Consider the following 26,450-nt stretch of genomic DNA (forward strand, 5'->3'; position numbering starts at 1 on the left):
GCCTGCCTTTACTCGGCGCGACACTACGGGTAAATTTTGTAACCGACTGTAACGCACGAAAATTCACGGCCGTGCGTCAATTCCCATTCGCGATAAGATGCCGATCATGGAAACGAAAAACCCCTCCAAGATTCTCGTCGTCGACGACGACCCGCGCCTGCGCGATCTGCTGCGCCGCTATCTCGGCGAGCAGGGTTTCAATGTCTACGTCGCGGAAAACGCGACTGCAATGAACAAGCTCTGGGTACGCGAGCGTTTCGACCTGCTCGTGCTCGACCTGATGCTCCCGGGCGAAGACGGCCTGTCGATCTGCCGGCGCCTGCGCGGCAGCAACGACCGTACGCCGATCATCATGCTCACCGCGAAGGGCGAGGACGTGGATCGCATCGTCGGCCTCGAGATGGGCGCCGACGATTACCTCCCGAAGCCGTTCAACCCGCGCGAACTCGTGGCGCGCATTCATGCGGTGCTGCGCCGCCAGGCGCCGGCCGAACTGCCGGGCGCGCCGTCGGAAACCACCGAGGTGTTCGAGTTCGGCGAGTTCTCGCTGAACCTCGCGACGCGCACGCTGACGAAATCCGGCCAGGAAATTCCGCTCACCACCGGCGAATTCTCGGTGCTGAAGGTGTTCGCGCGTCATCCGCGCCAGCCGCTGTCGCGCGAGAAGCTGATGGAGCTCGCACGCGGCCGTGAATACGAAGTGTTCGATCGCAGCCTCGACGTGCAGATCTCGCGCCTGCGCAAGCTGATCGAACCGGATCCGGGCAGCCCGCGTTTCATCCAGACCGTCTGGGGCCTCGGCTACGTGTTCATCCCGGACGGCGCCGCCTGATCTTTTTCCTTTCCGGTTTCGCCCGCCCTCGGCCCGTCCCATGCGTATCGACCGGCGCCTCCTGCAGCTCGCGTTCGGCGGGCTGTTCTGGCGCACCTTCCTGCTGATCGCGCTGCTGATCTCGGTCAGTCTCGCCGCGTGGTTCCAGAGCTTTCGCGTGATCGAGCGCGAGCCGCGTGCACAGCGCGTGGCTCTCCAGCTCGTCGCGATCGTGAAGCTCACGCGCACCGCCCTGCTCTATTCCGATCCCGATTTGCGGCGCGCGCTGCTGCAGGATCTCGAGAGCAACGAGGGCGTGCGCGTTTACCCGCGCGAGAAGACCGACAAGTTCAAGCTGCAGCCCGATGAATCGCTGAACCGCCTGATCGAACACGACATCCGCAGCCGCCTCGGCGACGATACCGTGATCGCCCAGTCGGTCAACGACATTCCCGGCGTGTGGATCAGCTTCAAGATCGACGACGACGATTACTGGGTCGCGCTCGACCGCGACCAGCTCGACAACGTCACGGGCCTGCAATGGGCCGGCTGGGGGCTGTTCGCGCTCGCGTTGTCGCTATTCGGCTCCGCGTTCATCACCAGTCTGGTGAACCGGCCGTTCTCGCGGCTCGCGCTCGCCGCGCGGCAGATCGGCTCGGGCCAGACACCCGAGCTGCTGCCCGAGCGCGGGATGGGCGTCGCGGCCGAGACCAATCGCAGCTTCAACCAGATGGTGCGCGACCTCGAACAGCTCGAGGCCGACCGCGCGCTGATGCTCGCGGGCATCTCGCACGACCTGCGCACCCCGCTCGCGCGGCTGCGGCTCGAAACCGAGATGAGCCCGTCCGACCAGGCGACCAAGGACGCGATGGTCGACGACATCGAGCAGATGGATCGCATCATCGCGGCCTTCATCGACTACGCCCGCCCGTCGCAACGCAAGCCCGAGCCCGTCGACCTGTCGTCGATCGCGCAGGAAGTCGCCGCCCGCGTGTCGGGCGAGGACGGCGTCGAGATCCGCACGCGGCTCGCGCCGAGCGCGGTGATCGAAGCCGACGAGACCGACATGCGCCGCGTGATCGGCAACCTCGTCGAGAACGCGCGCAAGTACGGCCAGAGCAAGCAGGACGGCGTGTCGCGCATCACGCTCGAGACACGCGTGTCGCATGCGCGCGTCGAGCTGTCGGTGAGCGACGAAGGCCCCGGCATCCCCGAGGATCAGTTGCCGCTCGTGATGCGGCCGTTCTACCGCGTCGATACCGCCCGCACCAAGGCGGACGGCACGGGCCTCGGGATGGCGATCGTGCTGCGCCTCGTCGGCCGCTATCGCGGCGCGCTGCGGCTGCGCAACCGCAACCCGGAAGCGGGCCTCGAAGTCACGCTCGAATTCCCCGGCGCCGGCAAGGCGCGTGCGACTGCGTGACGCGCTCGCGCACGCTTCTTGCGCTGCACACTATCGATCCGGTTGAAAAAAGCTATGAGGCTTGTTAGTCAAAATCTATTGAAGCGACTAACTAATAGTGTTATAATTTTGCCCATGCTGTCACATCATCGTTGCAGCACCGAGGTAGCTTGACTCAGTCTTCTTCCCAACTCATACAGGAGTATCCGCATGAAAACCGTGGGCGATAAACTCGAAGCTTTCACCGTCGTAGCCGCGAAGCCGGGCTTCAACAATCACGAGGAAAACGGCCAGTCGGCGTTCGAGACCGTCACCGAAGCGTCGTTCCCGGGCAAGTGGAAGATCATCTACTTCTATCCGAAGGATTTCACGTTCGTGTGCCCGACGGAAATCGTCGAATTCGCGAAGCTCACGAAGCAGTTCGAAGAGCGCGATGCCGTCCTGCTGGGCGGCAGCTCGGACAACGAGTTCGTCAAGCTCGCATGGCGCCGTGAGCACAAGGACCTCGACAAGCTGAACCACTACTCGTTCGGCGACGTCAAGGGCGAGCTGATCGACCAGCTCGGCGTGCGCGACAAGGAAGCCGGCGTGGCCCTGCGTGCAACGTTCATCGTCGATCCGGACAACACGATCCAGCACGTTTCGGTGAACAACCTGAACGTCGGCCGCAGCCCGGAAGAAGTCCTGCGGATTCTGGACGGCCTGCAAACGGACGAACTGTGCCCGTGCAACCGTGCAGTCGGCGGCGCAACGCTGTAAGCGCATCGATGCACGAAGCCCGCGGCGCACGTCCTGCCTGCGGGCTTTTTTAACGGCCAACCCATAGGAGATATCAATGGAATTCATCGATTCGATTAAGGCACGTATTCCCGACTACGCGAAAGACATTCGCCTGAACCTCGACGGCACGATCTCGCGCTCGTCGCTCGAAGGCACCGACGCGGTCGGCGTCGCGCTGGCGGCGGCCATCGCGGCGAAGAGCACGGTGCTCATCAAGACGATCCGCGAAGCCGGTGTCCTGTCGCCCGAAGAGACGAACGCCGTGCTGACGGCAGCCGCGCTGATGGGGATGAACAACACCTGGTATCCGTATGTCGAGATGGCCGACGATGCCGACCTGAAGACGCAACGCGCCGAGCTGCGGATGGGCGCGTATGCGACGCACGGCGGCGTCGACAAGCGCAAGTTCGAGATGTACGCGCTCGCCGCGTCGATCGTCGGCAAGTGCCACTTCTGCGTGAAGTCGCACTATGCGCTGCTGAAGAACGAGCAAGGGATGACCGTCACGCAGCTGCGCGACGTCGGCCGTATCGCGTCGGTGATCAACGCCGCCGCGCAAGTGATCGCCGCGGAAGGCGAATAAGCGGTCGCCTCACCCGGCCGGCAGCCGCGCCGGCCCGGTCGCCGCGCCAAACGAAAATGCCACGCATCCGCGTGGCATTTTTCATTTCCGCAGCGCGGCGCGGCGGGCGAACCGTGCGCCGCCGCAGCCGGCGTCAGCCGCCCTGCTTCACCAGCAGCGCGGCGGCCTGCGCCTCGATCCCCTCGCCGCGGCCGAGATAGCCGAGCTTCTCGTTGGTCTTCGCCTTCACGTTCACGCGATCGAGCGGCAGCCCGAGATCGGCCGCGATGTTCGCGCGCATCCCGTCGATATGCGGCGCCAGCTTCGGCGCCTGGGCGATCACGGTGCTGTCGACGTTCTGGATCGTGAAACCGGCCGCCTTGATGCGTGCGGCGCACTCGCGCAGCAGCACGCGGCTGTCGGCGCCCTTGAACGCCGCGTCCGTGTCGGAGAAATGGCGGCCGATGTCGCCGAGCGCCGCCGCGCCGAACAGCGCGTCGGTGATCGCATGCAGCAGCACGTCCGCATCCGAGTGGCCGAGCAGGCCGCGTTCGTACGGAATCGTCACGCCGCCGATGATGAGGGGGCGCCCCTCGACGAGCTGGTGCACGTCGTAGCCTTGTCCGATTCTGAAATCCATGCGTATTCCGATTGTGAGGGGGTGAAAGTCAGGAAGCGTTCGTGGAGCGCGCGAGGATCGCTTCCGCGAGCGCGAAATCTTCCGGGTACGTGACCTTGAAATTGCGCAGGCTGCCCTGCACGACGCGCGGCGTATGGCCGGCCCACTCGATCGCACTCGCCTCGTCGGTCAGGTCGTGCCCTTCGCGCTGCGCGCGCAGGATCGCCTCGCGCAGCATGCCGATGCGGAACATCTGCGGCGTCTGCGCCTGCCACAGCGCGTCGCGCGACTCGGTGCGCGCGATCGCGTCGCCGCCGGCCGGCACGCGCTTGAGCGTATCGGCCACCGGCAGCGCGACGATGCCGCCGACCGGATCGTCCTTCAGCGTCGCGACGAGCGTGCGAATCAGCTCCGGCGTGATGCCGGGGCGCGCGGCGTCGTGCACCAGCACCCAGTCGTGGTCGGTCGCGCCGAATTCGGCCAGTTCGAGCAACCCGTTCAGCACCGACGCCTGGCGCGAGCCGCCGCCGCAGCGGCGCACCGCGAAGCGCAGGCCCGCGAAGCGGCGCGCATCGAAGTGGGAATCGTCGGGCGCGAGGACGACGAGCGTCTGCGCGAATTCGCTGCACGCGTCGAACGCGGCAAGCGTGTAATGCAGCAGCGCGCGGCCGGCCAGCGTGCGGTATTGCTTCGGCACGGCCGAGCCGGAACGGCTGCCGGTGCCGGCACAGGGAATCAGGGCGAAAAGTCGGGGAGTCACGAAAGGAAACGCCGGAAAGATGAAATCGAGAAGCGGATTTTATAATAGGTCTTTCGTCTCGACCGGCGCACCGCGATGCGCCCGTGCACGCCACCCCTGTCGTCCCTATGCCAGATAACGCTTCCACCCCGTCCGCCTCGCCCGTTGCCCGCGTCAAGCCCGGCCAGCGTTTCGCCTTCGACGGCGCGCATGGTTCCGCCGACGCGCTCGCCATCGCCCGTTATCTTGCCGACAACCGCCAGGACGTGCCGCTCCTCGCGGTGATCTGCGCGAACGCGGTCGACGCGCAGCGGCTCTCGCAGGAAATCCGCTATTTCTCGCCCGACGCGCGCGTGCGCCTGCTGCCGGACTGGGAAACGCTGCCGTACGACACGTTCTCGCCGCACCAGGATCTCGTGTCCGAGCGGCTGGCCACGCTGCACGACCTCGGCGAGGGCCGCTGCGACATCCTGCTCGTGCCCGCGACCACCGCGCTGTACCGGATGCCGCCCGCGTCGTTCATGGCCGCGTACACGTTCGCATTCGCGCAGGGCGAGCGGCTCGACGAGGCGAAGCTGAAGGCGCAGCTCACGCTGGCCGGCTACGAGCACGTGAGCCAGGTCGTGCGGCCCGGCGAATACTGCGTACGCGGCTCGCTGATCGACCTGTATCCGATGGGCTCGCCGCTGCCGTACCGGATCGACCTGTTCGACGACCAGGTCGACTCGATCCGCGCGTTCGATCCGGACACGCAGCGCAGCCTGTATCCGGTGCGCGACGTGCGCCTCCTGCCCGGCCGCGAGTTTCCGTTCGACGAAGCCGCACGTACGGCCTTCCGCAGCCGCTGGCGCGAGACCTTCGAAGGCGACCCGAGCCGCGCGCCGATCTACAAGGACATCGGCAACGGCGTGCCGTCGGCCGGCATCGAGTACTACCTGCCGCTGTTCTTCGACGAAACCGCCACGCTGTTCCACTACCTGCCGCAGGATGCGCACCTCGTGTTCACCGGCGATCTCGAGGCGTCGATCCGCCGCTTCACGGCCGACACGAAGCAGCGCCATGCGTTCCTCGCACACGATCGCGAGCGGCCGATCCTCGAACCGCAGCGCCTGTTCCTGTCCGACGAGGATTTCTTCACGTTCGCGAAGCCGTTCGCCCGCGTCGTGCTGCCCGCGCAGCCGGCCGGCGGGTGGGCGACGGCGCTGCCCGAGCTCACCGTCGACCGCCATGCCGACGATCCGCTCGCGTCGCTGCGCACGTTCGTCGAATCGTCGGGCAAGCGCGTGCTGCTGACGGTCGAATCGGCCGGCCGGCGCGAGACGATCCTGCAACTGCTCGCCGAACACCATCTGCGCCCCGCGTCGAACGACCACTTCGCCGGCTGGCTCGAGAGCGACGAACGCTTCGCGCTCGGCGTCGCGCCGCTCGCGAACGGCTTCGCGGTGCCGGGCGAAGGCTACGCGGTCGTCACCGAAACCGAACTGTACGGCGCGCTCGGCCGTCGCACGGGCCGCCGCCGGCAGGAACAGGCCAGCAACGTCGACGCAATGGTGCGCGACCTGTCGGAGCTGAAGGTCGGCGACCCGGTCGTCCACGCGCAGCACGGCATCGGCCGCTACATGGGCCTCGTGTCGATGGATCTCGGCGAAGGCGAGACCGAATTCCTGCATCTCGAATACTCGGGCGACAGCAAGCTCTACGTGCCCGTCGCGCAACTGCACGTGATCTCGCGCTACAGCGGCGCCGATCCCGACAGCGCGCCGCTGCACGCGCTCGGCTCCGGCCAGTGGGAACGCGCGAAGCGCAAGGCCGCGCAGCAGATCCGCGATACCGCCGCCGAGCTGCTGAACCTGTATGCACGCCGCGCGGCCCGCGAAGGCCACGCGTTCTCGCTCGATCCGCGCGACTACGTGAAGTTCGCGGAAAGCTTCGGCTTCGAGGAAACGCCCGACCAGGCGGCCGCCATTGCCGCCGTGATCGGCGACATGACGAGCGGCAAGCCGATGGACCGCCTCGTGTGCGGCGACGTCGGCTTCGGCAAGACCGAGGTCGCGCTGCGCGCCGCGTTCATCGCGGTGCTGGGCGGCAAGCAGGTCGCGCTGCTGTCGCCGACCACGCTGCTCGCCGAGCAGCACACGCAGACCTTCGCCGACCGCTTCGCCGACTGGCCGGTGCGGATCGTCGAGCTGTCGCGCTTCAAGACCACGAAGGAAGTCAACGCCGCGATCGCACAGATCAACGAAGGCAGCGTCGACATCGTGATCGGCACGCACAAGCTGCTGTCGTCGGACGTGCAGTTCAAGCGCCTCGGCCTCGTGATCATCGACGAGGAACACCGCTTCGGCGTGCGCCAGAAGGAAGCGCTGAAGGCGCTGCGCGCGGAAGTCGACGTGCTGACGCTCACCGCGACGCCGATCCCGCGTACGCTCGGGATGGCGCTCGAAGGGCTGCGCGATTTCTCGGTCATCGCCACCGCGCCGCAGAAGCGGCTCGCGATCAAGACCTTCGTGCGCCGCGAGGAGGAAAGCGTGATCCGCGAGGCGATGCTGCGCGAACTGAAGCGCGGCGGCCAGGTGTACTTCCTGCACAACGAGGTCGAGACGATCGAGAACCGCAAGGCGATGCTCGAGGCGCTCGTACCCGAGGCACGCATCGTGATCGCGCACGGCCAGATGCACGAACGCGAGCTCGAACGGGTGATGCGCGACTTCGTCGCGCAGCGCGCGAACGTGCTGCTGTGCACGACCATCATCGAGACCGGCATCGACGTGCCGAGCGCGAACACGATCATCATGCACCGCGCGGACAAGTTCGGCCTCGCGCAGCTTCACCAGCTGCGCGGCCGCGTCGGGCGCTCGCACCACCAGGCGTATGCGTACCTGCTGGTCCACGATCCGCAGGCGCTGACCAAGCAGGCGCAGCGCCGGCTCGAAGCGATCCAGCAGATGGAGGAACTCGGCTCGGGCTTCTATCTTGCGATGCATGACCTCGAGATCCGCGGCACCGGCGAAGTGCTCGGCGACAAGCAGTCCGGCGAAATCCACGAGATCGGCTTCCAGCTCTATACGGACATGCTGAACGACGCGGTGAAGGCGCTGAAGAACGGCAAGGAGCCCGACCTCACCGCCCCGCTCGCCGCGACGACGGAAATCAACCTGCATGCGCCGGCGATCCTGCCGGCCGACTACTGCGCGGACGTGCAGGAGCGGCTGTCGCTGTACAAGCGTCTCGCGAACTGCGAGCACGGCGACGCGATCGACAGCATCCAGGAAGAGCTGATCGACCGCTTCGGCAAGCTGCCGCCGCAGGCGCACGCGCTCGTCGAGACGCACCGGCTGCGGATCGCCGCGAAGCCGCTCGGCATCGTGAAGATCGACGCGAGCGAGGTGGCGATCGGGCTGCAGTTCGAGCCGAACCCGCCGATCGATCCGATGCGGATCATCGAGATGGTGCAGAAGCATCGGCACATCAAGCTCGCGGGCCAGGACAAGCTGCGCATCGAGACGCGCTCGCCCGATCTCGCGATCCGCGTGTCGACGATCAAGGAAACGCTGCGCGCGCTCGGACCGAAGCAGGGAGCAGCTGCCGCGGTGCGCTGACGCGCTGATGCGCTGGTGGCAGATGCGGCGTTGCTGCACCGCACTGCGCCCGACGCGGGCGGGCCGTCGCGTTTTTGAGTATGATTTTCCCATTCATCAGACGGAGTTTTGCCATGTCCACTCTCGACGCGACAGCGCCGTCCGCCGCACCCCAAGGCGACGCGTCGCTCGTCAGCCTGCCCTGGATCAAGCAACTGGTGTCGATGGACACGACGAGCCGCGTGCCGAACCTCGGCCTGATCGAAACGGTGCGTGACGCGCTCGCCGCGAAAGGCATCGCATCGACGATCACGCACGATCCGCGTGAAGGCTGGGCGAACCTGTTCGCCACCGTGCCCGCGCACGACGGCTCGACGAACGGCGGCATCGTGCTGTCGGGGCATACCGACGTCGTGCCGGTCGACGGCCAGCAATGGGACAGCAACCCGTTCGCGCCGGAGATCCGCGATGGCCGCCTGTACGGCCGCGGCACCTGCGACATGAAGGGCTTCATCGGCGCCGCGCTCGCGCTGCTGCCCGAGATGCAGGCGACGAAGCTCGCGAAGCCGATCCACTTCGCGCTGTCCTACGACGAGGAAATCGGCTGCGCCGGCGCGCCGCTGATGATTGCGGATCTGGTCAAGCGCGGCGTGCAGCCCTCCGGCTGCATCGTCGGCGAGCCGACCAGCATGCGGCCGATCATCGCGCACAAGGGCATCAACGCGTACCGCTGCTGCGTGCGCGGCCACGCGGCGCATTCGTCGCTGACGCCGAAAGGGCTGAACGCGATCGAGTACGCGGCACGCCTCATCTGCCATATCCGCGACATCGCCGAGCGCTTTCGCGCCGAAGGCCCGTTCGACGAACTGTACGACGTGCCGTTCACGACCGCGCAGACGAGCACGATCCAGGGCGGCAACGCGATCAACACGGTGCCGGCCGAATGCCGGTTCGACTTCGAGTTCCGCAACCTGCCGACGCTCGATCCCGAGCAGATCTTCACGCGCATCGAAGCGTATGCACGGGAAACACTGCTGCCGCAGATGCTGCGCGAGCATCCGAATGCCGCGATCGAATTCTCGAAGATCGCCGCGGCGCCCGGCCTCGACGCCACCGAACAGGCCGCGATCACGCAGCTCGTGCGCGCGCTGACGGCCGACCAGGACAAGCGCAAGGTCGCGTACGGCACCGAGGCCGGTTTGTTCGAACGCGCGGGCATCCCGAGCGTCGTGTGCGGGCCCGGCAACATCGAGCAGGCGCACAAGCCGAACGAATATGTCGAGCTCGCGCAGCTCGCCGGCTGCGAGCAGTTCCTGCGCAAGTTCATCCGCAGCATGTCGGTCGACGCGCACTGACTGCCCCCCGCCACGCGGGCCTGCGTGTGCGGGCCGGCCCACTTCGCCACCCGCCACGTCATGTCGACTGAACAACAGGGCACTGCCCATACGACGATCGACGGCGAGCCGATCCCGACGCTCGACGAAATCGCCGCGCAGCATTTCGCGCTGTCGCCGTGGGTCGCGCGCACGCCCGTGTTCGAACGCGCCGACCTGCCATCGCTGGAAGGCACGCACGTCAACTTCAAGTTCGAGTTGCTGCAGGTCAGCGGCAGCTTCAAGGCGCGCGGCGCATTCACGCACCTGCTCGCGCTCGACGAGGCACGCAAGAACGCCGGCGTCACCTGCGTGTCGGCCAGCAATCACGCGGCGGCCGTCGCGTACGCGGCGATGCGGCTCGGCAGCAGCGCGAAGGTCGTGATGTTCCATACCGCCAGCCCGTCGCGCATCGCGCAGTGCAAGCAGTACCGCGCGGAAGTCGTGCTGGCCGGCAGTGCATCGCAGGCATTCGATCTGGTCCGGCGAATCGAGGCCGAGGAAGGCCGCTTCTTCATCCATCCGTTCAACGGCTATCACACGATCCTCGGCACCGCGACGCTCGGCTACGAATGGGCGACCCAGACCCCCGACCTCGACGCGGTGATCGTGCCGATCGGCGGCGGCGGGCTCGCGGCCGGCATGGCGACCGCGCTGCGGCTCGCGAATCCGCGTGTGCACGTGTACGGCGTCGAGCCGGAAGGCGCGGACGCGATGAGCCGCAGCTTCGCGGCGAATCACACGATCAAGATGAGCGCGATGCAGACGATCGCCGATTCGCTGATGGCGCCGCATACCGAGGAATACAGCTACCAGCTGTGCCGGCGTCACGTCGACCGCATCGTCACCGTGTCCGACGACGCGCTGCGGGCCGCGATGCTGTTCCTGTTCTCGCAGCTGAAACTGTCGGTCGAACCGGCGTGCGCGGCTGCGCTGGCCGCCCTGCTCGGCCCGCTGCGCGAAACGCTGCAGGGCAAGCGCGTCGGCGTGCTGCTGTCGGGCACCAACACCGACCCGGCCACGCTCGGCATGCATCTCGCGCACGCGACACTACAGCACTGACCCCACATCGGGCACGCGTGGCCAAACCTAGGGTTATCCCCAGATTATGTTGACAGCCCTGTTGATAACCCGCCGGACAAGCACGCAAGTGGTTGAGCGCGCAGCGTTTTGCGCGCGGGGAGGTCGATCGTCACGAAATGGGCAGATGCGGCCGCTGGCCGCCTGCGTCATGGCGATCGCCCTGCTCGCCGGTTGCGCGGCACCGCCGTCGCCCGTCGTCAACGCACTGCCGGTTTGCACGCAGCCGGGCGAAAACCGCATGCTGCAGGCCGACCTGCTGTTCGGGCGCGACATCACGGGGCGCGGCCCCGTCACCGATGCGGAGCGCGCGGCATTCCTCGCCGACACGGTCACACCACGCTTCCCCGACGGCCTCACCTACTGGGACACACACGGCCAGTGGCGCGACCAGACAAGCGGCCGGATCACGCGCGAAGACAGCTTCGTGATCCGTATCATCGCCGACGATACGCCCGAGACACGTGCGCGACTCGCCGCGATCCGGCAAGCGTACATGCAGCGATTTCACCAGCAATCGGTCGGCATGACGGTCGTGCCGGCCTGCGCATCGTTCTGATCCACGCGTCTCCGTTTGCCGGCCGTTCGCACAAAAAAACGGGCGCCCGAAGGCGCCCGTCGCATGCCGGAACCGCGGCGTGCCGCTTACTTGTTCTCGAACATGTCCATGATCTGCTGCTTCTCCTGCGGCGTGACGGGCGGCGGCGCAAGCCCCGCCGCGCCAGCCGAGCCGAGCGCATCGTTCGCGCTGATCGAATTCTCGGCCGGGTTGATGTCGACGTTGGCGACGAAGCCATTGCCCGGCGTGCGATCGGCGTAGTACAGCTCGCCGTCGATCGACGTCAGGCCGTCCGGCATCGGCATCTGCTGCTCCGGCACGCCGTTCAGCGCGGTGCGCATGTAGTTCACCCAGATCGGCAATGCGAGCTGCGCGCCGAACTCACGACTGCCGAGGCTCTTCGGCTGGTCGAAGCCCATCCACGCGACCGCGACGAGCGATTGCTGGTAGCCGGCGAACCAGCCGTCCTTCGCGTCGTTCGTCGTACCCGTCTTGCCTTGCAGGTCGCTGCGGCCCAGTACGTTGGTGCCCGCGCCCGTGCCGGCCGTCGCGACCGAATGCAGCAGGCTGTTCATCACGTATGCATTGCGGCCTTCGATCGTGCGCGGCGCCGTGCTGCCCGCGAGCACCGGCTGCGATTTCTGCAGCGCCTGGCCGTGTGCGTCGTCGACTTCGGCGATCAGGTACGGATCGACCTTGTAGCCGCCGTTCGCGAACACCGCATAGCCGGTCGCGAGCTGCAGCGGCGTCACGAGGCCCGCTCCGAGTGCCATCGGCAGGTAAGGCGGCGTCTTCGCGGGATCGAAGCCGAAGCGCTGCGTCACGTACTGCTGCGCATACTGCGTGCCGATCGACGCGAGGATCCGGATCGACACGAGGTTCTTCGAACGCTGCAGGCCGGTGCGCATCGTCATCGGGCCGTCCGGCTGGTCGTCGTCCTTCGGCTCCCAGGCGGTGCCGCCCGGCACGCTCGGCGGGAAGTACAGCGGCGCGTCGTTGATCATCGTCGCCGGCCCGAGCCCCTTGTCGAGCGACGCCGAGTAGATGAACGGCTTGAACGACGAGCCCGGCTGCCGCCAGGCCTGCGTCACATGGTTGAACTTGCTCTTGTTGAAGTCGAAGCCGCCGACGAGCGAGCGAATCGCGCCATCCTGCGGCGCGATCGCGACGAGCGCGCCTTCGACCTGCGGCAGCTGCACGACCTGCCAGCCCGTCTTCCCGTCCTTCAGCACGCGCACGACCGAGCCCGGCTTGATGCGCAGCGTGTCGTTCGCGCGGGGGCTGAGCGCGCCCGCGACGAAGCGCAGCCCGGCCGGGCCGATCGTCGTGGTCGCGCCACCGACGAACTGCACCTCGACCGCGTTCGGCGATGCCGACAGCACGACCGCCGACTGCAGGTCGCCGTTGTCCGGGTGATCGGCAAGCGCGTCGTCGATCGCCTCGTCGCGGTCGTCGCCGGCCGCGGGCAGCTTGATCGACGCTTCCGGCCCGCGATAGCCGTGGCGGCGCTCGTAGTCGAGAATGCCGCGACGCACGGCCTGGTACGCGGCTTCCTGGTCGGACGAGTTGATCGTCGTCGTGACGGTCAGCCCGCGCGTATAGGTTTCGTCCTTGTACTGCTGGTACATCATCTGCCGCACCATCTCGGCGACGTACTCGCCGTGCACCGCGTACTGGTTGCCCGGCGTGCGCACGTGGATCTCTTCCTTCACGGCCGCGTCGTACTGCGGCTGCGTGATGTAGCCGACCTCGAGCATGCGCTTCAGGATGTATTCCTGGCGCACCTTCGCACGCTTAGGATTGACCACCGGGTTATACGCGGACGGCGCCTTCGGCAGCCCGGCGAGCATCGCCGCTTCCGCGAGCGTGATGTCCTTCAGGTCCTTGCCGAAATACACGCGCGCGGCGGCCGCGAAGCCGTACGAGCGCTGGCCGAGATAGATCTGGTTCATGTACAGCTCGAGAATCTGGTCCTTCGTCAGGGCCTTCTCGATCTTGTACGCGAGCAGCATTTCGTAGATCTTGCGCGTGTAGGTCTTCTCGCTCGACAGGAAGAAGTTGCGCGCGACCTGCATCGTGATCGTGCTCGCGCCCTGGCGCGCACCGCCGTGCATCAGGTCGGCGACACCCGCGCGCAGGATGCCGACGAAGTCGACGCCGCCGTGTTCATAGAAGCGGTAGTCCTCGATCGCGAGCACCGCCTTCTTCATCACGTCCGGAATCTCCTGGAAACGCACGAGGCTGCGGCGTTCCTCGCCGAATTCGCCGATCAGCACATGATCGGCCGTGAACACGCGCAGCGGCACCTTCGGCTGGTAGTTGGTCAGCGCGTCGAGCGACGGCAGTTGCGGCGCCATCACGACCAGCGCGTAGCCGACGATCAGCGCGCCGACGATCGCCAGCGTCGCGATGAGGCCGGCGAACCACAGCATGACGCGCGAGCCGAACGAGCGGCCGCGTCCTCCGCCGCCGCTGCGCTGGGTGCGGCGGTCGTCGTCGCGATCGTCGTCGTCGGGGTAATAGGCTCCGGACGGCGAACGGCGCAGCGTGTAGTGGGGTTCGTTCCTGTCGGAAGAAGAAGACGGTCGTTTGATAATTGGCATGTCGGAATGGCGGGCGGTCGTGGCACCCTTGGACGCATGCGGAAATGCAGGCGAATGAATCAGAGCGGATACAGCGTGATGCGGCTGTCACGTCGACAGACCCCGCCGCGCGGCGATCCGTTCCCGCGACGTGACAGCGCATTTTAATGAAATCGACCGGGGGCCTTCGCGATTTTTTGTAAAAATTCCCGCAATGCCGTGATTTGAGGAACGTATTGTCGGCATCCTCTGCCTATCATGGACACGCAATATCGCGCGCACGCGCCGGCTTTCTTTCAATCGCGAAAGGTTCGACATCGTGATGCGCAAGCCGCTTGAACTCGCGCGTTTAAGCCGTATTTAAGTGAACCGGTGGTGTAATATCCGCCGGCTCATGCGGGTCGGAACCGGCTCGCAACGGGCACTGCCGCTCTCATGCGGCGCCTTTCAACCACGGAGGATTTCATGTCGCTTTTCGACTCTGTTTCGCGCACGATCAAAGGCCTGCTGAACGATGCGGCCGATTCGGTACAGGATCCGTCGCGCGACGCACGGCAGATCGTGCGGGAGCTCGACGACAGCATCGGCCGTGCCGAGAATTCGCTGATCGAGATCGAGGCACAGGTCGCGACCCAGCGCAGCAAGCGCGATGCGGCCGACGACAAGGTGAAGAAGTACGAGGACGGCGCGAAGCGCGCGCTGCAGTCCGGTGACGAAGCGCTCGCCCGCGAGGCGCTCGCCGCGCAGTCGAACGCGGAAGCCGAGCGTGACGCGCTCGCAGCCGAATTGACGACGCTCGAGCCGTCGGTCGACAAGCTGAAGGGGCAGATCGCCGACATGCGTCAGCGCCGCAACGACCTGAATGCACGCTCGAACATCCTGCAGGCCAAGCAGGAAATCGCGCAGGCGAAGGACGTCGCGGCCAGCGCCCTGGGCGGCATCGGCGGCAAGAACCTGTCCGAGGATTTCCAGAAGCTCGAGGACAAGGTCGCGCTGCAGAACGCCCGCTCGGACGCGCGCCTGAATTCGGCCGACACGTCGAGCGGCAAGGCGCTCGACGACAAGCTCGCCGCGCTGAACAAGGGCCCGTCGGTCGAGGATCGCCTCGCCGCGCTGAAGAAGCAACTCGACACGCCCGCGCAGTAACGGCCGCTGCGGGCCACCGCGCCGCCGCCCGCCCCGGGCGCGGCGCGAACCGATCGTCAGGAGACGGGCGCCTGCGCCCGGTTCGACCATGAAGAAATCTCTCGCCGCACTCGGCCTCTCGCTGATGGTGCTGTCGTCCGCCGCGTTTGCGGTCCCGTCGCTGCAGCAGGTCGAGCAATCGATCGCGCAACGCAACTGGCAGCAAGCCGACACGCAGCTGTCGCAAGTCATCGACGCCCACCCGAACAACGCGCATGCGCGCTACCTGTACGCACAGGTGCTGGACCGCGAAGGCCGCGCGTCCGACGCACTCGAGCAGCTGCAGCGCGCGAAGTCGCTCGATCCGCAACTCAAGTTCACCGACGCATCGCGCTTCGCGCAGACGGAGTCGCGCATCCGCGCCGACGCCGCGCGCGTGAGCGGCAACGTACCGTCGGCCACGCAGGCCGGCACGCTGCAGCCGGGGCTCGCTCCCGCTGTCGCGCCGGCCGAAAAACACGGCCCGTCGACCGGCATGTGGATCGGCTTCGGGGTGCTCGCCGCGGTGATCGCGCTGGTGCTGCGCTGGACGCTGCGGCGTGCACGCACGGCCGACGACAGCCGCGCCGACGAAGAACGCCGCACGCAGCTCAAGCGCGCCACCGACGTGCTGAACGACATCCGCCCGCTGAAGCTCGACGCGAAGCTGTCGACGGCGCCCGGCGCCGCGGCGCTCACGGGCGAACTCGAAGCGATCGAGACCGATGCGCGCACGCTCGTCGAAACGCTGTCGAACGGCAAGAATCCGGTGCCGCCGTATCGCGTCGACGAACTCGAACAGCGTCATGCGAGCGTGAAGGCACGCGTCGAAGGCCGTCCCGACCCGGCCGCGCAACCCGCGGCACCGGCGAACGGCAGCGGTTCCGTGTATGCGCAGGAAGCCGATCGCATGACGGGCGCGCCAGGCCAGCCGTATCCTCAGCAGCCCTACCCGCAACAGCAACCGCCGGTGGTGATCCAGCAAGGCGGCGGCGGGTTCGGCGGCGGCATGGGCGGGCTGCTGACCGGCGTATTGCTCGGCGAGGCGATGTCCGGTGGCCGCGAGCGCGTGGTCGAACGCGACGTGATCGTCGACGGCGAACGCCGCCGGCAGGAGAACGACCCGGGCTTCGACCTCGGCCGCGGCGACAGTTCGAACTGGAGCGACGGCAACGGTGGCGGCGGCGGCATGGATCTCGGCAGCAACGACGACGGCTGGACCGACGACAACACCTGACGCGACGCAGCGCGTCGACGCCCCCGCGACGCGCTGCAATGCACGCCACGCTCTCCTGCTGGGCCGGCCGCGCCGACGCGCGGATTTGTCAATCATTTCAAGATGGACTACCGGCAACGGGGAGCGTTCGCTATCATGCGGCCATCGGCGTGCCACCGACCCTCATTCGACGCTCTGCATCCCTGCGCGTCGCGGCACGCCTCCCCTCGCCCCACACAGGAGAAAGCCGCTCATGAGCATCATCAAGGAATTCAAGGAGTTCGCCGTCAAGGGCAACGTCATGGATCTCGCCGTTGGCGTGATCATCGGCGGCGCGTTCTCGAAGATCGTCGACTCGGTCGTGAAAGACCTCATCATGCCGGTCATCGGCGTGCTGACCGGCGGCCTGGATTTCTCGAACAAGTTCGTTCTGCTCGGCACCATCCCCCCGACGTTCAAGGGTAATCCCGATTCGTTCAAGGACCTGCAGGCCGCGGGTGTCGCCGCGTTCGGCTACGGGTCGTTCATCACGGTGGCGATCAATTTCGTCATCCTCGCGTTCATCATTTTCCTGATGGTGAAATTCATCAACAAGCTGCGCAAGCCGGACGAAGCCGCACCGGCCGCGACGCCGGAAGATACGGTGCTGCTGCGCGAGATCCGCGATTCGCTGAAGCAGCGCTGATCGCCCGGCGCCCCGCCAGCCCGGCCCGCCCCGTGCGGGCCTTTTTATTGCGTGCGCGATGCGCCGCCGCATGCGGCCTATCTCACTTTTTTGTGACGGGCGAATGCACGCGCGGGGAAAGCAGGTCTATGATGGAGACTAAACGACAGTACGGGCGCCAAGACGCTGGCTGTGTCGATCATGGCGAGCAGGTCGACGGGAGACATTGATCGTCGTACTGCACGAAGGCAGCATTTTCGTGTGCTATAAAGGATCGACATGCGGCGTACATAGCCGGGAGTGGGTCGCATGAAAGTGCCGCATTTCTTGCAATTGTTTTTGAGGCGAGTGTTTATGTCCTTCCCGAAAAAACGTCGGCGTGCCCAGCAGGATGGCCAGGAGTCATTCCTCGCGGTATTGCGCCACTCGAAACCGTTTGCCCAGCTCGACACCAAGATTGCCCGCGCCCGCGCGCAGGACGAACCCGTCCTGTACGCACATGTGCTGCCCGGTCTCGACGTGCTCCTGTGCAGCGTACGCGGCGCCCAGCCGCCTTATCCCGCCATCGCCGAGTTGCGCAAGCGCTGCATCGAATCGATCGCCAACGCGCTCGAGCAGCCGCTGGACGGCCTCGAGAACGGCGGATACTGGTATGAAGCAAACGGCTTCGGCTTCCTCGTGTTCGCGAGCCGTGCGCGTGCGCGCATCCTGCCCGAGTTTGGTGCAGGCACGAAAGCGAGCCTGCGCGGCGGGCTCGGCCGCCAGAACGCCGGCGACACGACACCACGCTCCCTCGGCTGATCACCCTGCCATTCGATGGGCCGCCTCCGGGCGGCCCATCTGCCATTCACACGCCCCGCTTGCCCGTCACGACACCTGCTGACGCCCGTTGCCGGGCCGCACGATGTCGATGAATGCGGCGAAATCGGCACCGGCGAGCCCTTGCGCGGCGCCGAGCCGCAACACCTGCTGCACGGCGGCCGATACGGGCATCACGGCGCCCGTGTCGCGCGCCGCGTCGGCGATCGCATCGACGTCCTTCTGGAACGTGCCGAGCGCGCCGATCGGAGCATGACCGCCCGACGTCATGCGCGGCACGAACGTCTGCAACAGCACCGAATCGGCCCAGCCGCCGGCCAGCGCTTCGGCGAGCCGAGCGGCATCGATGCCGCTCGCCTGCGCCAGACCGACGGCCTCGGCGATCGCGGTCACCGTCGCGGTGACGATCGCCTGGTTGCACAGCTTCGCCGTCTGCCCCGCGCCCGCGTCGCCCATGTGCGTGATCCGCGACGCGTAGGTATCGATCAGCGGCCGCACTGCGTCGAGATCGGCCGCACGGCCGCCGGCCATCACCGCGAGCGTGCCGGCCTGCGCGCCGGGCACGCCGCCCGACACCGGCGCATCGACCCAGCCGACGCCGAGCGCCGCGGCACGCGCCGCGTAATCGAGCGTGGCGGCGGGCGCAATGCTCGAATGATCGACGATGCGCTGCAGGCGACGCGCAGGTGCATCGCCGGAGAGCAGGCCGTGCTCGCCGAACACGACATCGCCCACCGCGCGGCCGTCGAGCACGCACACGAATACCGTCTCGACGCGCTCCGCCAGTTCGCGCGGCGTGCCGACCACCTGCGCGCCGTCCTTCACGAGCGCCTCGGCCTTGTCGCGCGAGCGGTTCCACACGCTGACCCGATGCCCTGCCGCCAGCAAATGCCGAATCATCGGCGCGCCCATCAATCCCGGTCCGCAAAATCCGACTTCCACGATGCTCCTCGTCTCCGATATGGGTTGAACTTGCCGCCCATCATACCTATCACTCAAGAAGCCGGGCACGCGCGGCGCCGCTTCGGGACCACGGCTTGCGCCGGCCATCCATACCGACATCCCAGGGAGCGCATCATGAGCGACCACGTGTACAAGATGATCGAGCTGACCGGCTCGTCGAAGCAATCGAGCGACGACGCCATCCGCAACGCGATCTCGAAAGCCGGCAAGACGCTGCACAACCTGCACTGGTTCCAGGTGACCGAAACGCGCGGCCACATCGAAGGCGACCAGGTCGTGCACTGGCAGGTCACGCTGAAAGTCGGCATGCGCATCGACGACTGACGCGCCCCCTGCGTCACACGCCGCGCCGCTGACCGGATCCGTGCAACGCGCTTTCCGCGCGGCGCCGCGCGCTTCACTTCGCCCCCCCGTTCGGGCCCCTTCGCGGCCCGGCCGACGGGTACCTGCGGGTATCCATCTCTTGACGCTGATTTTCATTCATATTAAAAACGATATACCCACCCCACCTCTCGATCAGCCCAGCCATATAAACCGGAGATAACATGAGTCAGCAACGCGAGGCGATCGACACGTACCTCTTGCGCGTCTTGCACACCTTGTTGATGGAGCGCAGCGTCACGCGCGCGGCCGTCAAACTGAACCAGTCGCAACCGGCGATCAGCGCCGCGCTGCGGCGCCTGCGCGACATCACCGGCGATCCGCTGCTGGTGCGCGGCAAATCCGGCATGGTGCCGACCGAATACGGGCTGCGCCTGCTCGAGCCCGTGCAGAACGCGCTGCGTGAAATCGAGCGCATCAAGTTCCAGCAGCACAATTTCGATCCGGCCACGTCGATTCGCTGCTACCGGATCGGCTGCCCCGACTACCTGAACGTGCTGTTCGTGCCGACCGTGGTCGAGCGCTTCCGCCAGGCCGCGCCGAACGCGACGCTCGAGTTCCATTCGCTCGGCCCCGCATTCGACTACGAGCTCGCGCTGGAAGACGGCAAGCTCGACATCGTCGTCGGCAACTGGCCCGAACCGCCCGAGCAGCTGCACCTGTCGAACCTGTTCGTCGATGAAATCGTCTGCCTGATGAGCAACACGCACCCGTTCGCGAAGCGCGGCGGGCTCACGCTCGACCAGTACCTGAACGCCCCGCATCTCGCGCCGACGCCGTACTCGGTCGGCCAGCGCGGCGCGATCGACGTGCATCTCGCGCGCGAACGGCTCAAGCGCCACGTGGTCGTCACGCTGCCGTACTTCAACCTCGCACCGTACGTGCTCGTGAAGTCCGACCTGATCTTCACGACGACGCGACTGTTCGCCGATCACTACGCGAAGTTCCTGCCGCTGTCGGTCGTGCCGGCGCCGCTCGACTTCCCGCCGATGCAGTACTACCAGCTGTGGCACGAACGCTGCCATTACTCCGACGAAGTGCGCTGGCTGCGCAGCCTCGTCGCCGAAGCCACCCGCACGCTGATCGAGGCGTAACGGCGCGCGCCGCCCGCGCCGTTTCGGCGGGGCGTGGCGACTGCCGGCGGCCTGCCCGGCGGCAACGCGGCCGCCCGATGGCGCCGGCGTTCCTTTAGCGCGATGCCTCGACCAGTGCCTGCGCGAGCGCGTTGTGACGCGCGATGACGGGCGGCAGGTCGAGCGTCGCCAGACGCCCTTCCCTTACCACCACCTTCCCGTTCACCACCGTGTACGCCGTCTGCGACGGCGCGCAGAACACGAGCGCCGCGACCGGATCGTGCAGCGCGCCCGCAAACAGCGGCTGGCGCAGGTCGAATGCGGCGAAGTCCGCGGCCATGCCGGGCTTCAGCGCGCCGATGTCGTCGCGGTTCAGCACCTTCGCGCCGCCGAGCGTCGCGATCTCGAGCGCTTCGCGCGCGGTCATCGCATCGGGCCCGAAACCGACCCGCTGCAACAGCAGCGCCTGCCGCACTTCCGCGACCATCTGCGCGCCGTCGTTCGATGCGGAGCCGTCGACGCCGAGGCCGACCGGCACGCCCGCGAGACGCATCTTCTTCACCGGCGCGATACCCGACGCGAGCCGCATGTTCGAGCATGGGCAGTGCGCGACGCCCGTGCCGGTGCGCGCGAACAGGCTGATACCCGCATCGTCGAGCTGCACGCAGTGCGCATGCCATACGTCGTGGCCGACCCAGCCGAGATCTTCCGCATATTCGGCCGGCGTCATCCCGAACTTCTCGCGGCTGTACGCGATGTCGTTGACGTTCTCCGCGAGGTGCGTGTGCAGCGACACGCCGTATTCGCGCGCGAGCACGGCCGCGTCGCGCATCAGGTCGCGGCTCACCGAGAACGGCGAGCACGGCGCAACCACCACGCGCAGCATCGCGTAGCGGCCTTCGTCGTGATAGGTCTCGATCAGGCGCTGCGTGTCGCGCAGGATGTCCGGCTCGCGCTCGACGACCGAATCGGGCGGCAGCCCGCCGTCGCGCTGGCCGACGCTCATCGCGCCGCGGCTCGCGTGAAAACGCATGCCGATCCGCTGCGCGGCGCCGATGCTGTCGTCGAGGCGGCTGCCGTTCGGATAGATGTACAGATGATCGCTCGACGTCGTGCAGCCCGACTGCAGCAGTTCGGCCATCGCGGTGAGCGTCGACACCTCGATCATCTCGGGCGTCAGATGGGCCCAGATCCTGTACAGGTTCGCGAGCCAGCCGAACAGCTCGGCGTTCTGCGCCGCGGGCACCGCGCGCGTCAGGCTCTGGTACATGTGGTGATGCGTGTTCACGAGCCCCGGGATCACGAGATGGCCGCGCAGGTCGAGCACTTCGTCGGCCGTCTCGGGCAGCTCGGCGGTCGGGCCGACCGCGACGATCCGGTTGTCTTCGATGTAGAGCCCCGCGTCGCGCAGCTCGCGACGCGTGTCGTCCATGGTCACGAGCACGTCGGCGTGCTTGACCAGCAGGGTTGTCGGGCGGGATGAGGAGGTATTCGGCGCGCGTGCGCCAGCGTGCTGCTCGAGGTTCATGCGTTCTCCGCGTCGGTCTGCCCCCAGGGGCTGTCCTGGAGGCGGTCACACAGCCGTTCGAACGCTGAATCGCGGCACGCGCCGGTGCCTGCGTCCGTTCGAACGCCCTGGCCCGGTTACCCGGCGTGCTCGCCGTCTTCGGGGTACGCGCGGGCCACGGGCCGACGCGCACGGCGGGAGGATCGCCCAAGCGCGCGCCGCACACAATGCGCGATCCGGAATACCGCGTTTCACGGTTTCAATATGGTACGCCGCGCAACACCCCGCCGGCGGCCCGAAACGCCTGCCGAAAGCCCGCCGGAAGCCGCCTCCGGCGTGCCGTCGACAGCCGCTCATGCGCGGCGCATTATCTTTGATATCGCGCCCGTATTTGCGTGGGGAACCTTTTTACAATGCCTGCACGGCGCTCGCTTCAATCTCGCCGACGGGTATGTAGCCACGTGACGTGGAGCCTCGATCCGCCGCACAGTCATGGATCGAGTCGCCGCCGAACCTCGCATTCACACAAGGACACAACGAATGGGAAAGCTCACTACCCACGTACTCGATACGGCGCACGGCCGTCCCGGCGCTGCAATCAAGGTGGACCTCTACGCGCTGGACGGCGAATCGCGCCGCGCGATCAAGACCGTGCTGACCAATAGCGACGGCCGCTGCGACGAACCCCTGCTCGAAGGCGCCGCGCTCGCCGCCGGCGAATACGAACTCGTGTTCCATGCCGGCGACTACTTCGCGTCGCTCGGCGTGAAGGTGCCCGAACCCCGCTTCGTCGATCGCGTCGTGCTCCGCTTCGGCATCGCCGACACCGGCTCGCACTACCACGTGCCGCTGCTCGTGTCGCCGTGGTCGTACAGCACCTATCGCGGCAGCTGACATTCGAATCAGCGCCCGCATCAAACAAACGATTTGAGTCTGGAGGAGTTTCATGGAAGGCTTCATCACCGACTGGCTGAACCTCGCGCTGCGATGGCTGCACGTCATCGTCGCCATTGCGTGGATCGGCGAGTCGTTCTATTTCGTCGCGCTCGACAACAGCCTGAAACCGCCGACCGACCCGAACCAGCGCAAGCGCGGTGTGTTCGGCGAGCTGTGGCACGTCCACGGCGGCGGCTTCTACAACATGCAGAAGTACACGGTCGCCCCGCCGGAAATGCCGGATGACCTGCACTGGTCGAAGTGGCCGTCGTACACGACCTGGCTGTCGGGTTTCTCGCTGTTCTTCGTGCTTTACCTGCTCGCGCCGAACACCTACCTGATCGACAAGAGCGTGCTCGACATGGGCCCGGTGGTCGCCGTCGCGTCCGCACTCGGCTTCCTCGCGGCCGGCTGGATCGTCTACGACTCGCTGTGCCGCATCCTCGGCACCAACGACCGCGTGCTCGGCATCTGCGTCGGCATCTACGTGGTCGCCGCCGCGTACCTCGCGTGCCACATCTTCGCGGGTCGTGCCGCGTACCTGATCGTCGGCGCGATGCTCGCGACGATCATGTCGGCGAACGTGTTCTTCGTGATCATCCCCGGCCAGCGCAAGATGGTCGACAAGATGCTCAAGGGCGAAGAGCCGAACCCGATCTACGGCAAGCGCGGCAAGCAGCGCTCGGTGCACAACACGTACTTCACGCTGCCGGTCGTGTTCGCGATGCTGTCGAACCACTATGCGATGACGTACACGAACAAGTTCAACTGGGTCGTGCTCGTGCTGATCATGCTGGCCGGCGCGCTGATTCGCCAGTTCTTCGTGATGCGCCACCGCGGCAAGCAGCTGTGGTACCTGCCGATCGGCGGTGTCGCATTGCTGGCCGGCGCACTGGTCTGGACGACGCCGAAGCCGGTCGCGCCGGAAGCGCAGGCCGCGAACGCGCCGAAGGTCGTGATCAACGACATCATGCCGATCCTGCAGCAGCGCTGCGTCGAGTGCCACTCGGCGAAGCCGACGCTGATGGGCAGCGCGCCCGCAGGCGTGATGTTCGACACGCCGGACGAAGTGTCGAAGAATGCGCAGCGTATCTATGAACAGGCCGTGCGCCTGAAGGCGATGCCGATCGGCAACGTCACGCACATGACCGACGACGAGCGCACGAAGCTCGCCGCGTGGTTCGAGGGTGGCGCGAACAAGTAAGCCGCCGTGCGCCGGGGTCGTATTCCGGCGCAATCCTTTCCGTTCGCGGGCCCGTTACGGGCCCGTTTTTTTTGCGTGTTGCAGCGGCGTTGCCAACGCTCAGCGCTCAGCGCGCATCGCGTCGCGCTGGAGCGCGACGAGCGCATCGAGTGCGCGCGGGCCGTCGTCGAACGGCACGAAGATGTGGTCGTGGCACGCAGCCGCCATCACGTTGCAACTGATTCCGGCCGCTCCCAGCGCGCGTGCGAACGCCGCCGTGAGGCCGACAGCCGCAAGGTCGGAATGCACGGTCAGCGTGATCCAGGCCGAGCGGAACAGCACGGGCCAGCCGTGACGCGCTGCCGTCTCCTCTTCGACCACGACCGTCAGCCCTTCCGCTTCGCGAAACGTTGCGATTACTTCGGATAACGATACGCCTGCGTCGGTCGGCAGCGATACGAAGGCGAACGCGCCCGGATGCAGTTGGGGCTGCATCGTGCGCAGCAGGATCGCGAGGTCGTTTTCAGGTTGGCTCATCGGAGGAACATGCCCGGAACCGGGCGTCGCGCGGTCAAGATTCGGGCACGATAGCACGCGCAGACGCCACCACGACGCGCGCATCGTCGCAACGCGTTCATCTGCGAGCCGGTCGCACAGCGCACGGTAGGCGGATCGTCCAGGATGCGCTCCGGATACACGACGTGATACTGGCCGTGCGCCGGTTCGGCGCGACGACGCTGCCCGACGCATCGTCGTTCGTCGCGCTGCTGCATCGCGCATACGAACAGGAGCCGCCGGCCGCGCCGTGACGCGCGCAAAAGCGCGACGACCTGAATCTCGCCGAATCGGCCACGCATAAAAAAACCCGCGCATGATGCGCGGGTTTCGTCAGACGCCGGCAGCAACGCCGGCGACTCAGGCCGTCACCGCATCCAGTGCATCCTCGGTGAGCCACAGCGATTCCTGCAGGTCCTGCTCGTTCAGGTTCAGGCCGTCGCCGCCGCGATCGACGACGATGAAGTCGCTGACGCCGCCGAGCGCGATCAGCGGGTGATGCCACACGCCCTTCGCATAGTTCACGCCCTGCCAGCCGCTCGTCACGAACGCGCGGATCTTCGCCGGATCGAGATCGCCCGCGGGCGCGACGACGACGAGATACGGCTGGTCGTTCAGCGGCACGAACGCCTGGCTGCCGAGCGGGTGCCGCTCGAGCATCTTCACTTCGAACGGCAGCGTGCGCGGCTGGCCGCGGAACAGGTTGACGAGCGTGCGGCCGCCTTCATCGGTCACGTCGACTTTCGCGAGATCGTGAAAGCGGATCGTGGTGCCGAGGTTGATCGGGATCTGCTTCGCCCCTTGCGTTTCGATCACGTCGCCGAACGGCGCGAACGCTTCCTTGGTCAGCGGTTCGATGGCAAGCGTCTTCATTTGTCGAGCGTCCCCCACAGACGCAGGCGCGACACGCCACCGTCCGGAATGATGTTCAGTCGCACGTGCGTGACGGGGCCGAGCGACGCGATGTCCTGTTCGAAGTAGTGCTGCTTGTCCATCTGCAGCTTCTGCTCGCCGAGCAGCACCGGCCAGAACATCGATTGCGTGATCAGCGAGCTGTCCGTGCCGCCCGACACGTACGCGGCCTGGATCGAGCAGCGGTCCGGGTAGTTGCCCTTGAAGAACGCGGTATCGACTTCGATCTTGCGGATCACGCCCGGCTGCGCAAGCGCGATGATCGCCCAGTCGTTGCCCGGTTCGCGGCGGCGGCGGGTTTCCCAGCCGTCGCCCATGTTCACGCCACGGCCCGGCAGCAGCAGGTTCGACGCGACGCCGAAGTGCTGGTTGTTCGCGGCCACCACGTAACCGCCGTTTTCCATCGCCGCGAGATCGAACTGCTCGGTCGCGCTCGCGCCGGCCCAGTCGAGCTGCGGCTGGCCGTACACGCGCAGGCGTGCAATGCCGCCATCCGGATAGATGTTCACGCGCAGGTGCGTGAAGGCGCGCGCATTGCTCGCTTCGACGTAGTGATGGCTGTTGCCCTGCAGCGTCGTCGACGGCACGATCTCGACCCACTCGGTCGCATGCGTCGGCGCGCCGTCGGCCACGAACGCGGCCTCGATCGATGCAGCCGGCGGGAAGTTGCCGGTGAAGTGGCTCGTGTCGATGTCGAAGCCCTTGATCACGCCCGGGCGCGCGAGCTTGACGATGCACCAGTCGTAGCCCGTCGTGCGCTTGCGGCGCGTTTCCCAGCCGTCCATCCACTTGCCGTGGTCGTCGTACTTGCCGGGGATGAACACGGCAGGCTCGGGGTTCAGCATCCGGTCCTTCGGCGCGAAGAAATCGTCGCTGGCTTCGAGCGCCTGCGCACCGAGACGCGGGTCGGCCAGGTTCACGTAGCGCCGCGTGAAGTCGGGTGCGTTGGGATCGAGAAGCGGAACAGCCATGATGTTTCCTTGTTTCAGTGA

24 protein-coding genes are annotated in these 26,450 nt (G+C 66.7%); 16 read left to right on the forward strand and 8 right to left on the reverse strand.

Annotated elements, in window-relative coordinates:
• The first annotated feature begins 97 nt into the window (after positions 1-97).
• The 4 genes from ompR to CFB41_RS10250 all read left to right on the forward strand — a co-directional run bounded on the left by ompR (position 98) and on the right by CFB41_RS10250 (position 3,576).
• Positions 98-832, forward strand: a complete 735-nt coding sequence (gene ompR, locus CFB41_RS10235; RefSeq protein ID WP_006478565.1) for a two-component system response regulator OmpR — start codon at positions 98-100, stop codon at positions 830-832.
• Between the two features lie 40 nt (positions 833-872).
• The gene (locus tag CFB41_RS10240; RefSeq protein ID WP_089445825.1) at positions 873-2,234 is read left to right on the forward strand and encodes an ATP-binding protein; all 1,362 of its coding nucleotides are present in this window, start codon (positions 873-875) and stop codon (positions 2,232-2,234) included.
• Between the two features lie 189 nt (positions 2,235-2,423).
• A complete protein-coding gene (locus CFB41_RS10245) occupies positions 2,424-2,972 on the forward strand; it encodes a peroxiredoxin (RefSeq protein ID WP_006478563.1) in 549 nt (182 codons plus the stop codon).
• A 76-nt stretch (positions 2,973-3,048) separates the two neighbouring features.
• Positions 3,049-3,576: a carboxymuconolactone decarboxylase family protein gene (locus CFB41_RS10250; protein ID WP_011352388.1), complete on the forward strand. Its 528-nt coding sequence runs from the start codon at positions 3,049-3,051 to the stop codon at positions 3,574-3,576.
• 133 nt (positions 3,577-3,709) lie between these two features.
• Here CFB41_RS10250 and ispF read toward each other — a convergent pair whose 3' ends face one another.
• Positions 3,710-4,195 (reverse strand): 2-C-methyl-D-erythritol 2,4-cyclodiphosphate synthase, encoded by a 486-nt coding sequence (gene ispF / locus CFB41_RS10255; RefSeq protein ID WP_021160386.1) that lies wholly within the window; start codon positions 4,193-4,195, stop codon positions 3,710-3,712.
• 28 nt (positions 4,196-4,223) lie between these two features.
• Positions 4,224-4,934 carry a 2-C-methyl-D-erythritol 4-phosphate cytidylyltransferase gene (gene ispD / locus CFB41_RS10260; protein ID WP_011352390.1) on the reverse strand — a complete coding sequence of 237 codons (711 nt, stop codon included), beginning with the start codon at positions 4,932-4,934 and terminating at the stop codon, positions 4,224-4,226.
• Between the two features lie 107 nt (positions 4,935-5,041).
• Between ispD and mfd the strand changes: the two genes are divergently transcribed.
• From mfd to CFB41_RS10280, 4 genes are all read left to right on the forward strand, one after another.
• Entirely contained in the window at positions 5,042-8,512 is a 3,471-nt protein-coding gene (gene mfd / locus CFB41_RS10265; RefSeq protein WP_089456390.1) for a transcription-repair coupling factor, read from the forward strand.
• 113 nt (positions 8,513-8,625) lie between these two features.
• A complete protein-coding gene (argE, locus tag CFB41_RS10270) occupies positions 8,626-9,846 on the forward strand; it encodes an acetylornithine deacetylase (RefSeq protein ID WP_089440315.1) in 1,221 nt (406 codons plus the stop codon).
• A gap of 60 nt (positions 9,847-9,906) precedes the next feature.
• Complete coding sequence (locus CFB41_RS10275; protein WP_089456391.1) at positions 9,907-10,926, forward strand: threonine/serine dehydratase; 1,020 nt, start codon at positions 9,907-9,909, stop codon at positions 10,924-10,926.
• A 145-nt stretch (positions 10,927-11,071) separates the two neighbouring features.
• The gene (locus tag CFB41_RS10280) at positions 11,072-11,503 is read left to right on the forward strand and encodes a DUF3574 domain-containing protein (protein ID WP_089456392.1); all 432 of its coding nucleotides are present in this window, start codon (positions 11,072-11,074) and stop codon (positions 11,501-11,503) included.
• 86 nt (positions 11,504-11,589) lie between these two features.
• Here the strand turns inward: CFB41_RS10280 and CFB41_RS10285 are convergent, their stop codons facing one another.
• Positions 11,590-14,106: a penicillin-binding protein 1A gene (locus CFB41_RS10285; RefSeq protein ID WP_089456393.1), complete on the reverse strand. Its 2,517-nt coding sequence runs from the start codon at positions 14,104-14,106 to the stop codon at positions 11,590-11,592.
• Positions 14,107-14,550: 444 nt separating this feature from the next.
• Here CFB41_RS10285 and CFB41_RS10290 point away from each other — a divergent pair, with 444 nt between their 5' ends.
• The 4 genes from CFB41_RS10290 to CFB41_RS10305 all read left to right on the forward strand — a co-directional run bounded on the left by CFB41_RS10290 (position 14,551) and on the right by CFB41_RS10305 (position 17,930).
• A complete protein-coding gene (locus tag CFB41_RS10290) occupies positions 14,551-15,231 on the forward strand; it encodes a PspA/IM30 family protein (protein ID WP_059233905.1) in 681 nt (226 codons plus the stop codon).
• Between the two features lie 88 nt (positions 15,232-15,319).
• Complete coding sequence (locus CFB41_RS10295; RefSeq protein ID WP_089456394.1) at positions 15,320-16,486, forward strand: M48 family metallopeptidase; 1,167 nt, start codon at positions 15,320-15,322, stop codon at positions 16,484-16,486.
• A gap of 232 nt (positions 16,487-16,718) precedes the next feature.
• Positions 16,719-17,150, forward strand: a complete 432-nt coding sequence (gene mscL, locus CFB41_RS10300; RefSeq protein WP_059233903.1) for a large conductance mechanosensitive channel protein MscL — start codon at positions 16,719-16,721, stop codon at positions 17,148-17,150.
• Between the two features lie 333 nt (positions 17,151-17,483).
• Positions 17,484-17,930 carry a hypothetical protein gene (locus tag CFB41_RS10305; RefSeq protein WP_027784713.1) on the forward strand — a complete coding sequence of 149 codons (447 nt, stop codon included), beginning with the start codon at positions 17,484-17,486 and terminating at the stop codon, positions 17,928-17,930.
• 66 nt (positions 17,931-17,996) lie between these two features.
• Here CFB41_RS10305 and CFB41_RS10310 read toward each other — a convergent pair whose 3' ends face one another.
• Entirely contained in the window at positions 17,997-18,890 is an 894-nt protein-coding gene (locus tag CFB41_RS10310) for an NAD(P)-dependent oxidoreductase (RefSeq protein ID WP_089456395.1), read from the reverse strand.
• A 135-nt stretch (positions 18,891-19,025) separates the two neighbouring features.
• On the opposite strand from CFB41_RS10310, the gene CFB41_RS10315 reads away from it, so the two are divergent.
• Together CFB41_RS10315 and CFB41_RS10320 are read left to right on the forward strand one after the other, a co-directional pair.
• Positions 19,026-19,235, forward strand: a complete 210-nt coding sequence (locus CFB41_RS10315) for a dodecin (RefSeq protein WP_011352399.1) — start codon at positions 19,026-19,028, stop codon at positions 19,233-19,235.
• A gap of 221 nt (positions 19,236-19,456) precedes the next feature.
• The gene (locus tag CFB41_RS10320) at positions 19,457-20,386 is read left to right on the forward strand and encodes a LysR substrate-binding domain-containing protein (RefSeq protein WP_006762467.1); all 930 of its coding nucleotides are present in this window, start codon (positions 19,457-19,459) and stop codon (positions 20,384-20,386) included.
• A 94-nt stretch (positions 20,387-20,480) separates the two neighbouring features.
• Here the strand turns inward: CFB41_RS10320 and CFB41_RS10325 are convergent, their stop codons facing one another.
• The gene (locus CFB41_RS10325; RefSeq protein ID WP_089456396.1) at positions 20,481-21,893 is read right to left on the reverse strand and encodes an 8-oxoguanine deaminase; all 1,413 of its coding nucleotides are present in this window, start codon (positions 21,891-21,893) and stop codon (positions 20,481-20,483) included.
• A gap of 519 nt (positions 21,894-22,412) precedes the next feature.
• On the opposite strand from CFB41_RS10325, the gene uraH reads away from it, so the two are divergent.
• Both uraH and CFB41_RS10340 read left to right on the forward strand, forming a co-directional pair.
• The gene (uraH, locus tag CFB41_RS10335; RefSeq protein WP_011352401.1) at positions 22,413-22,766 is read left to right on the forward strand and encodes a hydroxyisourate hydrolase; all 354 of its coding nucleotides are present in this window, start codon (positions 22,413-22,415) and stop codon (positions 22,764-22,766) included.
• Between the two features lie 52 nt (positions 22,767-22,818).
• On the forward strand, positions 22,819-24,012 hold the full coding sequence (locus CFB41_RS10340; protein ID WP_039342830.1) for a urate hydroxylase PuuD: 1,194 nt from the start codon (positions 22,819-22,821) through the stop codon (positions 24,010-24,012).
• Between the two features lie 99 nt (positions 24,013-24,111).
• Here the strand turns inward: CFB41_RS10340 and CFB41_RS10345 are convergent, their stop codons facing one another.
• The 3 genes from CFB41_RS10345 to alc all read right to left on the reverse strand — a co-directional run bounded on the left by CFB41_RS10345 (position 24,112) and on the right by alc (position 26,429).
• Positions 24,112-24,528, reverse strand: a complete 417-nt coding sequence (locus tag CFB41_RS10345; RefSeq protein ID WP_089456397.1) for an ACT domain-containing protein — start codon at positions 24,526-24,528, stop codon at positions 24,112-24,114.
• 378 nt (positions 24,529-24,906) lie between these two features.
• The gene (locus tag CFB41_RS10350; protein WP_089440324.1) at positions 24,907-25,419 is read right to left on the reverse strand and encodes an ureidoglycolate lyase; all 513 of its coding nucleotides are present in this window, start codon (positions 25,417-25,419) and stop codon (positions 24,907-24,909) included.
• Positions 25,416-26,429, reverse strand: coding sequence for an allantoicase (gene alc, locus CFB41_RS10355; protein ID WP_089456398.1), 1,014 nt, complete (start codon positions 26,427-26,429; stop codon positions 25,416-25,418). The genes CFB41_RS10350 and alc overlap by 4 nt, the downstream gene beginning before the upstream one ends.
• Positions 26,430-26,450 lie beyond the last annotated feature (21 nt).

The sequence above is a fragment of the Burkholderia sp. AU33803 genome (genome assembly GCF_002223095.1).
GTDB lineage: Bacteria > Pseudomonadota > Gammaproteobacteria > Burkholderiales > Burkholderiaceae > Burkholderia.

What these genes read in the sequence shown, in the direction of transcription:
- CFB41_RS10315 (WP_011352399.1), top strand. Translation starts at nt 19,026, where the DNA reads ATGAGCGACCACGTGTACAAGATGATCGAGCTGACCGGCTCGTCGAAG.
- CFB41_RS10325 (WP_089456396.1), bottom strand. Translation starts at nt 21,893, where the DNA reads ATGAACCTCGAGCAGCACGCTGGCGCACGCGCGCCGAATACCTCCTCA.
- CFB41_RS10320 (WP_006762467.1), top strand. Translation starts at nt 19,457, where the DNA reads ATGAGTCAGCAACGCGAGGCGATCGACACGTACCTCTTGCGCGTCTTG.
- CFB41_RS10290 (WP_059233905.1), top strand. Translation starts at nt 14,551, where the DNA reads ATGTCGCTTTTCGACTCTGTTTCGCGCACGATCAAAGGCCTGCTGAAC.
- CFB41_RS10285 (WP_089456393.1), bottom strand. Translation starts at nt 14,106, where the DNA reads ATGCCAATTATCAAACGACCGTCTTCTTCTTCCGACAGGAACGAACCC.
- uraH (WP_011352401.1), top strand. Translation starts at nt 22,413, where the DNA reads ATGGGAAAGCTCACTACCCACGTACTCGATACGGCGCACGGCCGTCCC.
- mfd (WP_089456390.1), top strand. Translation starts at nt 5,042, where the DNA reads ATGCCAGATAACGCTTCCACCCCGTCCGCCTCGCCCGTTGCCCGCGTC.
- ompR (WP_006478565.1), top strand. Translation starts at nt 98, where the DNA reads ATGCCGATCATGGAAACGAAAAACCCCTCCAAGATTCTCGTCGTCGAC.
- CFB41_RS10305 (WP_027784713.1), top strand. Translation starts at nt 17,484, where the DNA reads ATGTCCTTCCCGAAAAAACGTCGGCGTGCCCAGCAGGATGGCCAGGAG.
- CFB41_RS10345 (WP_089456397.1), bottom strand. Translation starts at nt 24,528, where the DNA reads ATGAGCCAACCTGAAAACGACCTCGCGATCCTGCTGCGCACGATGCAG.
- CFB41_RS10280 (WP_089456392.1), top strand. Translation starts at nt 11,072, where the DNA reads ATGCGGCCGCTGGCCGCCTGCGTCATGGCGATCGCCCTGCTCGCCGGT.
- alc (WP_089456398.1), bottom strand. Translation starts at nt 26,429, where the DNA reads ATGGCTGTTCCGCTTCTCGATCCCAACGCACCCGACTTCACGCGGCGC.
- CFB41_RS10275 (WP_089456391.1), top strand. Translation starts at nt 9,907, where the DNA reads ATGTCGACTGAACAACAGGGCACTGCCCATACGACGATCGACGGCGAG.
- argE (WP_089440315.1), top strand. Translation starts at nt 8,626, where the DNA reads ATGTCCACTCTCGACGCGACAGCGCCGTCCGCCGCACCCCAAGGCGAC.
- CFB41_RS10245 (WP_006478563.1), top strand. Translation starts at nt 2,424, where the DNA reads ATGAAAACCGTGGGCGATAAACTCGAAGCTTTCACCGTCGTAGCCGCG.
- CFB41_RS10295 (WP_089456394.1), top strand. Translation starts at nt 15,320, where the DNA reads ATGAAGAAATCTCTCGCCGCACTCGGCCTCTCGCTGATGGTGCTGTCG.
- CFB41_RS10250 (WP_011352388.1), top strand. Translation starts at nt 3,049, where the DNA reads ATGGAATTCATCGATTCGATTAAGGCACGTATTCCCGACTACGCGAAA.
- CFB41_RS10340 (WP_039342830.1), top strand. Translation starts at nt 22,819, where the DNA reads ATGGAAGGCTTCATCACCGACTGGCTGAACCTCGCGCTGCGATGGCTG.
- mscL (WP_059233903.1), top strand. Translation starts at nt 16,719, where the DNA reads ATGAGCATCATCAAGGAATTCAAGGAGTTCGCCGTCAAGGGCAACGTC.
- ispF (WP_021160386.1), bottom strand. Translation starts at nt 4,195, where the DNA reads ATGGATTTCAGAATCGGACAAGGCTACGACGTGCACCAGCTCGTCGAG.
- CFB41_RS10240 (WP_089445825.1), top strand. Translation starts at nt 873, where the DNA reads ATGCGTATCGACCGGCGCCTCCTGCAGCTCGCGTTCGGCGGGCTGTTC.
- CFB41_RS10350 (WP_089440324.1), bottom strand. Translation starts at nt 25,419, where the DNA reads ATGAAGACGCTTGCCATCGAACCGCTGACCAAGGAAGCGTTCGCGCCG.